At 65.2% G+C, this 11,132-nt stretch carries 10 protein-coding genes; 4 read left to right on the forward strand and 6 right to left on the reverse strand.

From position 1 onward, the window contains the following. Positions 1 to 134: 134 nt before the first annotated feature. The gene (locus AC628_RS09820; RefSeq protein WP_074126651.1) at positions 135 to 974 is read left to right on the forward strand and encodes a tetratricopeptide repeat protein; all 840 of its coding nucleotides are present in this window, start codon (positions 135 to 137) and stop codon (positions 972 to 974) included. A gap of 348 nt (positions 975 to 1,322) precedes the next feature. Here the strand turns inward: AC628_RS09820 and AC628_RS09825 are convergent, their stop codons facing one another. Next, positions 1,323 to 2,036, reverse strand: a complete 714-nt coding sequence (locus tag AC628_RS09825) for a hypothetical protein (protein WP_074126652.1) — start codon at positions 2,034 to 2,036, stop codon at positions 1,323 to 1,325. A gap of 322 nt (positions 2,037 to 2,358) precedes the next feature. Between AC628_RS09825 and AC628_RS09830 the strand changes: the two genes are divergently transcribed. Next, positions 2,359 to 3,903, forward strand: coding sequence for an aspartate ammonia-lyase (locus AC628_RS09830; RefSeq protein WP_074126653.1), 1,545 nt, complete (start codon positions 2,359 to 2,361; stop codon positions 3,901 to 3,903). A 131-nt stretch (positions 3,904 to 4,034) separates the two neighbouring features. Here AC628_RS09830 and AC628_RS09835 read toward each other — a convergent pair whose 3' ends face one another. Then, positions 4,035 to 5,870: a c-type cytochrome gene (locus AC628_RS09835; RefSeq protein WP_074126654.1), complete on the reverse strand. Its 1,836-nt coding sequence runs from the start codon at positions 5,868 to 5,870 to the stop codon at positions 4,035 to 4,037. Positions 5,871 to 6,144: 274 nt separating this feature from the next. On the opposite strand from AC628_RS09835, the gene AC628_RS09840 reads away from it, so the two are divergent. Beyond that, a complete protein-coding gene (locus tag AC628_RS09840) occupies positions 6,145 to 6,825 on the forward strand; it encodes an alpha/beta hydrolase family protein (RefSeq protein WP_074126655.1) in 681 nt (226 codons plus the stop codon). Positions 6,826 to 6,923: 98 nt separating this feature from the next. Here AC628_RS09840 and AC628_RS09845 read toward each other — a convergent pair whose 3' ends face one another. Together AC628_RS09845 and AC628_RS09850 are read right to left on the reverse strand one after the other, a co-directional pair. After that, entirely contained in the window at positions 6,924 to 7,703 is a 780-nt protein-coding gene (locus AC628_RS09845; RefSeq protein ID WP_074126656.1) for an SDR family oxidoreductase, read from the reverse strand. 39 nt (positions 7,704 to 7,742) lie between these two features. Then, complete coding sequence (locus tag AC628_RS09850) at positions 7,743 to 8,717, reverse strand: ketopantoate reductase family protein (protein ID WP_074126657.1); 975 nt, start codon at positions 8,715 to 8,717, stop codon at positions 7,743 to 7,745. A 167-nt stretch (positions 8,718 to 8,884) separates the two neighbouring features. On the opposite strand from AC628_RS09850, the gene AC628_RS09855 reads away from it, so the two are divergent. Continuing rightward, the gene (locus tag AC628_RS09855; RefSeq protein WP_074126658.1) at positions 8,885 to 9,685 is read left to right on the forward strand and encodes an enoyl-CoA hydratase-related protein; all 801 of its coding nucleotides are present in this window, start codon (positions 8,885 to 8,887) and stop codon (positions 9,683 to 9,685) included. A 15-nt stretch (positions 9,686 to 9,700) separates the two neighbouring features. Here AC628_RS09855 and AC628_RS09860 read toward each other — a convergent pair whose 3' ends face one another. Together AC628_RS09860 and AC628_RS09865 are read right to left on the reverse strand one after the other, a co-directional pair. Further along, positions 9,701 to 9,964 carry a hypothetical protein gene (locus AC628_RS09860; RefSeq protein ID WP_074126659.1) on the reverse strand — a complete coding sequence of 88 codons (264 nt, stop codon included), beginning with the start codon at positions 9,962 to 9,964 and terminating at the stop codon, positions 9,701 to 9,703. A gap of 62 nt (positions 9,965 to 10,026) precedes the next feature. After that, a complete protein-coding gene (locus AC628_RS09865; RefSeq protein ID WP_074126660.1) occupies positions 10,027 to 10,911 on the reverse strand; it encodes a LysR family transcriptional regulator in 885 nt (294 codons plus the stop codon). Between the last annotated feature and the right edge of the window lie 221 nt (positions 10,912 to 11,132).

The raw sequence follows: 11,132 nt of genomic DNA on the forward strand, positions 1-11,132 counted from the left end.
ATAGGGTGGTCCGACGTCTGTCGCCGGACGGTCGCGGGAACCGACGGTATATTGGTGCCCGGCTGCGACTTTCGCTGGACGCTCCGTCGGCGGCAGTGATAACGGCTGGGAAGAACCCTCTCTCGACGGATCGCATGCCGAAACCTCCGCCTCCTTCCGCCAGTCGCGCGCCTGGCCCATCCCCGGCTCTGCAACGCGCCGTGGTCGCCTTGCAGATGGGACAGGTCGTCGAAGCCGAACGGCTGGCGGCGGAGGTCTTGAAGGCAAACCGGACCGATGTCGGCGCGGCCTCGATCCTGGCGCGGGCGCTGATGATGCAGAATCGCAACGAGGAGGCGATCGCGCCGCTTGAGCGTGCCACGCGCCGCGTCGAGGATCCCGGCCTCGAGACCTTGCTCGGCGCGGCGCTCGGCGGTGCTGGTCGCCGCAACGAGGCGATCGATGCGCTGCGCCGGACCACCGCGCGGCGGCCGCCTTACCTGCCCGCATTTCAGGCGCTGGCAGCTCAATTGCACGGGGCCGGCCGCATCGACGAGGCGGTTGCCGTCCTTGAGAGCGCGCTTGCGCTCGCGCCCGGGAGTATCGAGTTTCAGCTCCTGCTCGCGCAACTGCTGCCCCAGCGCAACGAACGCGGCCGCGCGCGCGAGATTCTGGAGAGACTGCGCGTTGCGGCGCCGGGACATCCCGATGTTCTGGCGGCGCTCGCGCGTGTGCTGCTGCTCGATGGCGAATACGCGGCCGCGGCGGAGCTCTACCGCCAGGTGCTGGCGCAGCGCCCAGACGATCCCCTGACGCGGACCAGCTTCTCCGCCGCTCTTCTGGAAATGGGCGATCGCGCCGGCGGCGAAGCCAATCTGCGTCTGGCGCTGCGCGGCCGGCCGCAAATGATCGGCCGCACCATGTCAGCGCTTACCATGGCATCGCATGGCCGCTTCTTCTTCCGTCCCAGCGGGTTTGCAAAGTTTCTGAGCTAGGCGATTCTGTCGCCCCTGCGCAGAATCGTAGGATGGGTGGAGCGAGGCGATACCCATCTATCGTGCCGCATGGTGCGACGATGGGTTTCGCTGCGCTCTACCCATCCTACGCGACTAGCGCAGTTTCGAGTGAGCTGGACTGCCGCGCCACAAACTCGGTGTCGTCCCTGCGAAAGCAGGGACCCATAACCACCGATGCGAATAGCTGCATGATGCCGGAACGACGAGCTTCTTTCACAACACGGGCCGCGGCGTATGGGTCCCTGCTCTCGCAGGGACGACAAGTGGAAAGAGTCTTGTCCCGCGCCTGCGCCTGTCATCGCCGCGCAGCAATCTCGTACGCCCGGTCTACGACCGGAACAGGCGGCGATAGAGTCCGGGCTCGCGGGACATCCTGTTGGACAGTTCCTGCGCGCGCGATGTTTCATCCGGCGTCATCGCGGCGGTCTGCGCGACCCAGTTTTCGCGCTTCACCGGGAAGCATTGCGCAACCGGCGTGCCCTTGGGCAAGACGCCGTTGAAATTGGTGTCGTGCCAGCGCGCCGGGAAATGAACCCAGCCGTCGCGAAACAGGTCGCAATCGACAAGGCCGGTCAGCGTGGTGAACGGCAGGTCGAACCGATTGACCGGATGCGTGAAGAACAGCGAGTAGCCCGCCGGCGCCTCGATGGTCCACAGATTGACGAACTTGATGAGGAAGCGGTCCGGCTCGAACAGCGGCGAGCCGGCCACCTGGCTTTCGTCGTGGAATCCGATCGGCGAGCGCGGGAATTCGAGCGCGCCCCCGGCCGGAAGATCGTTGTCCCACGTCATCTCGCCGTTCTCGACCTTGAGATCGCAGACCAGCGGCAGCAGGAAACCTGACGTCATCGCATCGACGAATGGCGGGCAGCGCTTGACGGTATCCTCCTCGCGATTGCTCATCGCATTGAAGGCTTGCGTCGGCATCGCCTTGAGCCATCCGGGAAGACCCATCGACGCCGGCACTGGCTCCGGAATCTTGCCCTCGAGCTCCGCCGGGCAGCGGAATCTGATGGTTATCGCTTCGTTGTTGTTGGACACGGTTTTGGTCCCTGGTTCGTTCAATATCGGCGGCGCCGCCGCGCCAGTCGGTGCTGATCTAGCACGCGATGCCGGGGCGGAGAAAGCAATCGCGCCTGTCGCGAAGCGCCCCGCGGTCTGGAGCTATAAGTTGTTGTTATCATGACGGATAAGGCAAGTCCTCGATTCCCGGTGCGGCGTGCATTCCGATCCGGCTTTTCCGCGTCTTTCAGCTCGTCAGTGTGCAAGACTTTGCCGATAGGCATTGGCTTTCGATGTTTGTCGGGCGCATCATGGCTGGTGTCGCTGACGACAGGATTTTCAGCAGGTAACGGAGGGACCAATGGCCGAATCGAAGGTTGAGACCGCCACCACTGCAGGCGCCGCGCCACCCTCCGGCGAGAGCGGCAGTCCCAGTCATCTCGCGGTCGCGACCGTCCGCACCGTACCGATCGAGCAGGCGCAGTCCCGCAGCGAGCACGATTTGCTCGGCGAGGATGACGTGCCGGTCAACGCGCTGTGGGGGATTCATACCAAGCGTGCGGTGATGAACTTTCCGATCACCGGCGTGCCGGTCGGCCACTTTCCGCAATTCGTCCGCGCGCTGGCGCTGGTCAAGCAGGCTGCCGCGCGGGCCAACAAACGGCTCGGCTATCTCGCACCCGAGAAGGCGGATGCAATCGAGGCGGCCTGCGTCCAGGTCGCAACCGAGAAGGTCTATGCGGAATCCTTCGTGGTTGACGCGATCCAGGGCGGCGCCGGCACCTCGACCAACATGAACGCCAACGAGGTGATCGCCAACGTCGCGCTCAAGCTGATGGGCAAGAAGCCCGGCGATTATCACACGCTGCATCCGAACGACGACGTCAACATGGCGCAGTCGACCAACGACGCCTATCCGACCGCGCTGCGGCTCGCGGTGATCTTCGCCACCCAGCCGCTGGTGCGCGCGCTGGACGATCTCGCCTACGCCTTGAAAGGCAAGGCGGTGGAGTTCGCCGACGTGTTGAAGATGGGGCGTACCCAGCTTCAGGATGCGGTGCCGATGACGCTCGGCCAGGAGTTCGATGCCTTTCACGTGACCGTGAAGGAGGACATAGCGCGGCTGAACGAGATCTCCGCGCTGTTCCGCGAGGTCAATCTCGGCGCCACCGCAATCGGCACCGGAATCAACGCGGACCCGCGTTATGCCGCGCTCGCCGTCGAGGAATTGTCGCGGCTTTCAGGGCAGCCGATGGTGCTGGCCTCGAACCTGATCGAGGCGACGTCCGATCTCGGCGCCTTCGTGCTGTTCTCCGGCGTGCTGAAGCGCGTCGCGGTCAAGCTGTCGAAGATCTGCAACGACCTGCGGCTGCTGTCGTCGGGGCCGCGTACCGGCATCGGCGAGATCAGGCTGCCTGCGGTGCAGGCGGGCTCGTCGATCATGCCCGGCAAGGTCAACCCGGTGATTCCGGAAGTCGTCAACCAGGTCGCCTTCCTCGTCATCGGGCACGATCTCACAGTGACGATGTGCGCCGAAGGCGGCCAGCTCCAGCTCAATGCGTTCGAGCCGACCATCGGCTATTGCGTGCTGAGCTCGCTGCGCATGCTGACGGCGGCGATCGATACCCTGACCAAGCGCTGCGTCGATGGCATCGAGGCCGATCGTGAGCGTTGCCGCAGCCTGGTGCAGGGCTCGATCGGCCTGATCACGGCGCTGGCGCCGGCGCTCGGCTACGAGGCAAGCTCGCGTGTGGCGCGCCGCGCGCTGAAGGAGAACCGCTCGGTCGCCGACATCGTGCTGGAGGAGAAGCTGCTGACCGAGGAGCAGCTCAACCAGCTGCTCGAGCTTGAAGCCATGACCCGCCCGGCGCGGCGGCAGCCGGTGCCGAAGTTGAAGAATAGTTGAGAGCAGGCGTTACGTCTCGGGCTTGTCGCGGGCGTCTACGCCTATTCTACGCCTTTAATGCCGCCTGCGGAAAAGATGCAGATGGCCGGGCCAAGCCCGGCCATGACGGCAGGTGTGTTGACCGGCGGCGGCTACAGCGTCTTGATGAACTCGATCAGCGCGCGGCGCTCGTCTTCCTTCAGCTCCGGCCCGATCACGCCGAGGCGCTTCTCGTTCGAGAATTCGTGGCCGGAATTGCTGTTGCCGCGCTTGGTGGTGTCGAGCAGGAAGGCGTTCTTGACCTTGTCCTTCCAAACATAGCCGAGATCCTTGGGATCATACTCACGGCTGCCGAGATAGAAGGTCGAGGGACGGTCCTTTATCGGCGACAGCAGCGCGTAGATGGTCGGCACCGATCCGTTGTGCAGGTAGGGCGGGGTCGCCCAGATGCCGTTGAGCGGCCGGACCTTGTAGGCGAGCGGCGCCTGGATCTCGTTCGGCCGGTAGCCGTTGATGCGCTTGCGATCCTCGGCCGGGATCTTGTTCTGGTCGTACCAGTAGTCGACCGTCTTCTCGACCAGTTCGCCGAGCGCCGGTCCGAAGCCGCCGTCCTTGATGTTCAGATTGGCCGGCGTCTCGACGGTGCGGCTCGCAAGACCTTCGGCCTGTGCGCTGTCGGTGCCGATATGGCTGATCGGGATCATCTCGACGTCGAGCAGCGGCTGGCCGGCGTCGTTCTTGATCCAGCGCTTCTTGTCCTTGAACAACGCAAAGGCCTCGCTTGCGGGCAGCGCCTTGCTGTCGATCGCGGGGCCATGGCAGCCCTGGCAGTGCGTCTTGTAGAGCTCGCCACCCTTCTTCGCGAGATCCATGTTGATCTGCGGCAGGATGTTCTCCGGCCATTTCGGCGATGCCAGGCCGCCAAAGCCCTTGTCCTCGCTGGGCGGCTCGCCGGCGATCATCCGCTCCATCTCATGCAGCACGTCGATCCGCGCGCTCGATTTGAACAGGCCCCTGGATTCATCGAGCAGATTGAGCTCGGCACTGACGCCGAGCGCCTCGCCGGCATTGCGCACCATCGGCTGCATGATCGAGCCGTCATACTGCACCCAGCTGAACCACGGCGCGTTCCAGATCCGCGGGAAATGCACCGGCGCCGAGTGCGAGGCATAGTTGTTGGGATTGTTCAGGTCGATCGAGAACACCTGGTTGCCGATCCGGTTGAGCGCGTCGAGCCGCGCATAGCCTTCCTCGACGCTGTTGGCGGCGACCTTGCCCTCCAGCGCATTGATGTTGGCGTATTGCTTCAGCACGAGATCGAGCTGGCCGCGCAGTGCCATGCGCTCGTCGAGGCTGGCCTCCTTGCCGAGGATCGCCTCGGCAAAGCGCGCGAAGCGGCCGGGCCAGAACCGGGTCAGCAGCAGCGAGACGCCGACGCTCTTCTGGAATTCGAACAGATTGGTGTTGGCCGGTCCGCCGTCGATCACGATCTCGGTGCCGCGATAGCTGAAGCTTCCGGTGTGGCAGGCAGAGCAGGTCAGTCCGACGCCGTTCATGTCGGCCTTGCTGTGCGGGTTACGCCAGGGCGCGCCGCTGGCATCGGCCATCGGGCCGCTCGGCGCAAAGCCGATCGGCAGCGGATCGGGGCTGCCTGGGATCACGGTGTCGGGAATAAAGCCGAAGCGGCCGAGATAATTGGTCTCGCTGAGCTTCGGCGCCGCCGTGAACGGCGGCCACACCGTCGGTTGCTCCAGCGCCATGAACCATTCAAGGGGAATGCCGAAAGTCCGCGTGCCCTGGTCGGCGTGATAGAACCAGCGCAGCCGCTCTGCGCTGACATTCTGATCCAGCCATACGGTTTTTGCCGGCGGCTGGTAGTCGACGACCTTGACGCGGAAGCCGCTCGTCACCGTCTCGATATCGTCCTTGAAGTAGAGGACGCCGGCGACAATCAACAGTCCGATGAAAAAGATCGTCTTGCGAGGCATGCCCCGTCCCCCGATTCGCGGTACCCGCGCGTCATATTGCTGAGATGTTAAAAATCGCCGAAATAGGTTCGCGTTAAGCGTGTGTCGTGTCGTGCACTATCCCATAGCGGCGCCGCTTGGTCTACCAACGGAAATGTTGCCAAAGAAATGTTGCAAAGGAAATTTTGATTGGCTGTGAGCCAGTTCACTTGCGGCGTGCTCTCCTCGGCGGCATTTGCGCGCATCGGCGCCGGCGGCTAGAAATGCCGGAGCAACAATTCTTCGAGATGTCATCTTGAACGCGCCAGGTGCACAACCGCTCACGATCACGGTCTCGGACGACAGCGCGGTGTCCGCGCTGCTGCTGCGCCCGGAAAAGGCGCGCGCGGCCTATGTGTTCGCTCATGGAGCCGGCGCCGGCATGGCGCATCCGTCGATGGCCGTGATCTCAGAGGGGTTGGCGGAGCGCGGCATCGCCACCTTGCGCTATCAGTTTCCCTATATGGAGAAGGGCAGCAAGCGGCCCGATCCGCCCGCCATCGCGCAGGCGACGGTGCGCGCCGCGGTTCGGGAAGCTGCGCGCCGTTGCGGCGAACTGCCGCTGTTCGCCGGCGGCAAGTCGTTTGGCGGACGCATGACCTCGCAGGCGCAGGCCAAGGCGCCGCTTGAAGGCGTCCGCGGGCTGGTGTTCCTCGGCTTTCCGCTGCACCCGGCCGGCAAGCCGTCGCGCGAGCGGGCCAAGCATCTCGCCGAGGTCAAGATCCCCTTGCTGTTCCTGCAGGGCACGCGCGACGCGCTGGCCGAGCTCGAGTTGCTCGAGCCTGTGGTGAAGGAGTTGGGCAGCCTGGCGACGCTGCATCTCGTGCAGGAGGCCGACCATTCCTTCCATGTCCTCAAGCGCTCCGGCCGCGACGATCGCGAGGTGATGGCCGAGGTGCTCGATGCATTCGCGGCGTGGATCGTGAAGCATTCGTAGATTTCTGTAGCCCGGATGGAGCGAAGCGCAATCCGGGTTGTCTTTCCACTTGCGAAACCGTCCCGGATTGCGCTTCGCTCCATCCGGGCTACGTTCGATCAAGTTGGCGCGCCGCCGTAGATGCGGTCGCGCAGGCGGCGCATGCCGGACAGCCAACGTTCGCGATTGGTGGCCTTGCGCTGCATGTATTCCTGCACCTGGTGATGGGAGAGAATCAGGAAGCGTTCCTCGGCCATCGCTTCGATCACCATCCGCGCAACTTCGCCCGGTTGCAGCACGCCGTCGACGCGCGCCGCGCTCGGGCCCGGCGTCGTCATGCCGGTTTGCACCGATTGCGGGCAGAGCACGGAGACGCGGATGCCGCGATCGCCATACTGGATGGCGAGATGTTCAGCCAGCGCGACCGCGGCATTCTTGGTCACGCCGTAGGGCATCGAGTTCAGCGAGGCCAACAGCCCCGCGGCCGATGCGGTGTTGATGAGATAACCGGAACCGCGCGCGAGCATGCCGGGCACCAGCGCGCGCGCGGCGAACACGTGGCTCATCACATGCACACGCCAGCTCACGTCCCAGTCGGCATCGGATGCGGTTTCCTGTCCCTTGCGCGACAGTCCGGCATTGGAGAAGAACACGTCGACCGGACCATATTTGTCCTCGGCGGCGGCGATCAGGGCCTTGATGTCCTCCTCCAGCCCGACATCGGCGGTGACCGCGAGCCCGTCGATATCGCCGGCGACGCTGGCGAGCCGGTCGCGCGAGGTCTTGAGGTCGGCGACCACAACGCCGCGCGCGCCGGCCTCTGCATAGGCTCGCGCCACCGCTTCGCCGATCCCGCTCGCGCCGCCGGTGACGACGCAGACCTTGTCCTTGATTTGCATGGTTCGATATCCCTGCTTGTTATCGCCGTGGGCGGATTGTCAGTCCTGATAGAGTCCCTTGTCACGCGCCTTCTGGATTGCCAGCGAGGCCATCAGGTCGAGCATCGGGGTCGCGATGTCGGCTGCGCGGGCAAACGCCGCGGGTGCGCGGACCAGCACGTCGATCTCCATGGCGCGGCCGAGCTCATAATCCTGCAGGATCGACGGCTTGTGGTCCGGTGCCGGCCCCGAGCGGGTGACGCGCTTGACCTCGGGGATGTAGTGCGTCGCCACCGCATTGGCCTCGTCGAGCAGGCGCGGGATCACGTCCTGCATGTCAGGATCGTCGCGGACGCCGCGGGCGGTCAGTCCGGTCAGCAGGCAGAGCACGGACATCGACATGTTGGTGAGCAGCTTCGACCAGATCGTCTCGCGGATCTGCTTGACCTCGGGCGATTCGATCGCGGCGTCGTTCAGCGCCGCGCGCAGCCGGGCGATGCGCTCGCTCCGGCGATCGTCGCATTCGCCGATCAGGAGGCGGTTGCGATCCGGCGACAGGTTCACCACCACGCCGGGCGCGATCACCTCGTTGGAGGAGAAGATCACGCCGCCGATGACGCGCTCCTTCGGAAGGGCGCTGCGCAAGCGTCCGCCGGGATCGAGGAAGCCGAGATCGGGAATCGCGGGATGCTGCGGCGGCAGGCCGAGTCCGTACCACCAGGGAATGCCGTTCTGCGCGAACACGATCGACGTATCGCGCTCAAGCAATGGCGGGAGGGCGGTTGCGAGCGCACTGACGCCGGTTGCCTTCAGCGTGCTGATGACGACGTCCTGCGGCCCCAGCTCGGCAGGATCGGCCGATGCCTTTACTTTCGCCGTGACGCTGCTGTCGCCGACCCTCAGCGTCAGCCCTTTGGTCCTGACCGCGTCGAGATGCGGCCCGCGCATCACGCAGGACACATCGTGGCCGGCGCGTGCCAGCCGGACCGCGAAATGGCTGCCGACGGCGCCCGCGCCGAAAATGCAAATACGCATCAGTGGAACTGGTCCTTGCAACGTGCCGCGTCAGTTTCCACAAGCGCGGGGCATCGCGCAACCCGTCATGCACGCGGCGCGGCCGCGCGCGCTCGAAAGTGATGGATCAAGGCCCTTCCTCTCGCCATAGTGCTGATAACAGCAATGCCGAACGAGGGAGATACGTCATGTCGGCCAGCCCAGTCCTGTGGAGCCTCGATGCGCGCGGGGTCGCGACCGTCACGCTGAACAGGCCCGAGGTCAACAATGCCTATGACGGCGCGCTGATTGCGGGCGTGCTGGCCGCGATCGACGATCTCTCGACCAAGCCGGTCCGTGTCGTCGTGCTCAAAGGCAACGGCAAGCATTTCCAGGCCGGCGCCGATTTGAAATGGATCAACGGCGTGCGGCCGAAATCAGTGGAGGAGAACGAGGTGGCGTCGCGCGCCACCTTCGAGGCGGTGCAGCGCCTCAACACGCTGCCGGTGCCGACGGTGGCGTTGGTGCAGGGCGGCTGCTTCGGCGGCGGCACCGGTGTGATCTCGGCCTGCGATATCGTGATCGCGGCCGACAACGCGCTGTTCTCGATCACCGAGGTGCGCTGGGGTCTGACCGCCGCGATCATCATCCCGCAGCTCTGCGATGCGATCGGCGTCCGCCAGGTGCGGCGCTACGCGCTGACCGGCGAACGGTTCGGCGCGGAGGATGCGCGCCGCATCGGCCTCGTCCACGAGGTAGTGCCATTAGCCGATCTCGAAAGCGCCGGCGCCAAGGTCGTGGAGCAGCTGCTCGGCAATGCCCCGGACGCGCTGGCCGAGACCAAGAAGCTCGCGATGGAGAGCTCGTTCGGCGGCATGTCCGTCGACGATGCGGCCTATAAGCGCCTCGTTCATCTGCACTCGGCCAAGCGGCAGACCGCCGAGGCGGCCGAAGGGCTTGCCTCCTTTGCCGAGAAGCGCGCCGGCCGCTGGGGCGGCGGCGGGGCGTAAGCGCTGCCGCGTCGCTCAGCAGCCGCGGCATATGCCGCGCATGCTGCGATAGACCTCTTCGTCGTCGCGCCGCATCTGCTGTAGCGATTCGAACGTCTTCGCTTCGCTTGACTGCGTGATCGTGGGCGCAGGCTTGCGTTTGGCCGCCAGCTCCTCCTCCTGCCGATGGTAGCAGGCCTCGCGCTCCGCCTTGGCCTCGATGAAGCGGCAGGTCTCGATCGCCGCCGCGGGTGTCGCGACGATGATGAGGCCAAGCGAAGCTGATACTAGGCGTTTCAAGCGGGCGATCCTTTCGCGTCCTTGTCTCAGGTGGGCGTGCGCGGGGCAAGGCTGCCGTCGCGTCACAGCGACTGCGACAGGGACTTTTTCAAGGTCTTCAGCAGCGCCTGCACGGCGGCGGCATTGATGCGGCGTTCGGGAACGGCGGCCTTCACCCACAGTTCCGGGATCGGAAACTCGGTGAGGATCGGCTGCAGCCCGCCGTCGCGCAGCGCGTCGGCGACCAGATAATGCGAGAGCAGCGCAATGCCGTTGCCGGCGATCGCGCTTTGCGTCAGCACGCGGCCCTCGTTCGAGGAGAGAATCGGGCGGACCTGGATATTGATGCGGCCGCGCGGCCCCTCGAACGGCCATTCCGAGCCGGTCGGGAGGAAACTGAGGCAGCGATGATCGACCAGGTCGCGCGGGTGCTTCGGCGTGCCGTGCTTCCTGAGATACGCCGGTGAGGCGCACAATAGCCGCGGCAGCCGGCACAGCGGCTCGTCGACCACGCCGCCGAACGAATGCGGGAAGGCGCCGATCGCAATGTCAAAGCCTTCGGTCACCGGATCGACCGGGCGGTCGATCATCACGATCTCGAGCTTCACGCTCGGATTGTGCCGCTGGAAGATGGTGAAGGCATCGGCGAGCCGCGCCACCGTCAGCGAGGTCGGCGCCTTGACGCGCAGATGATCGGTGAGATCGCGCTGCTTCTCGCCCATCCGCGACAGGAGATCGCCGACATCGGCAACCACGCCGCGGGCGCGATGCACATATTGCTGGCCGGCCTCGGTCAGCCGCAATTGCCGGGTCGAGCGGTGGAACAGCGCGGTGCCGATCCGCTCCTCGAGCTGGGTGACGCGCTTGGCGACGACCGATGTCGCGACGTTGAGCTTGCGCGCCGCGGCCGAGAAGCCGCCGGCGTCGGCGGTGGCAAGGAAGGCCTCGAGGTTGACCAGCGTATCCATCTGCCCTGGACTTTTCTCGATTCGCGAAAGCTGATTACATAATTTGGTGGATTGTACTGCAATCCGCATCAATTCATAGTTGGCCCAATCAACTTTGTTCAGGGCGGAAATGATGCGAGCGAGCACGATCGAAGAGCCTGCGCGGCAGGTGCCGGTCTATGGCGAATATGACGTGGTGGTGCTTGGCGGCGGACCGGCCGGCATCGCGGCCGCGGTCGGCG

It is taken from the genome of Bradyrhizobium sp. NAS96.2 (assembly GCF_001908235.1).
GTDB lineage: Bacteria > Pseudomonadota > Alphaproteobacteria > Rhizobiales > Xanthobacteraceae > Bradyrhizobium.

Bases quoted from the DNA above. Each gene is read 5' to 3' on its own strand.
- AC628_RS09820 (WP_074126651.1), top strand. From the start codon at position 135: ATGCCGAAACCTCCGCCTCCTTCCGCCAGTCGCGCGCCTGGCCCATCC.
- AC628_RS09830 (WP_074126653.1), top strand. From the start codon at position 2,359: ATGGCCGAATCGAAGGTTGAGACCGCCACCACTGCAGGCGCCGCGCCA.
- AC628_RS09835 (WP_074126654.1), bottom strand. From the start codon at position 5,870: ATGCCTCGCAAGACGATCTTTTTCATCGGACTGTTGATTGTCGCCGGC.
- AC628_RS09845 (WP_074126656.1), bottom strand. From the start codon at position 7,703: ATGCAAATCAAGGACAAGGTCTGCGTCGTCACCGGCGGCGCGAGCGGG.
- AC628_RS09850 (WP_074126657.1), bottom strand. From the start codon at position 8,717: ATGCGTATTTGCATTTTCGGCGCGGGCGCCGTCGGCAGCCATTTCGCG.
- AC628_RS09855 (WP_074126658.1), top strand. From the start codon at position 8,885: ATGTCGGCCAGCCCAGTCCTGTGGAGCCTCGATGCGCGCGGGGTCGCG.
- AC628_RS09865 (WP_074126660.1), bottom strand. From the start codon at position 10,911: ATGGATACGCTGGTCAACCTCGAGGCCTTCCTTGCCACCGCCGACGCC.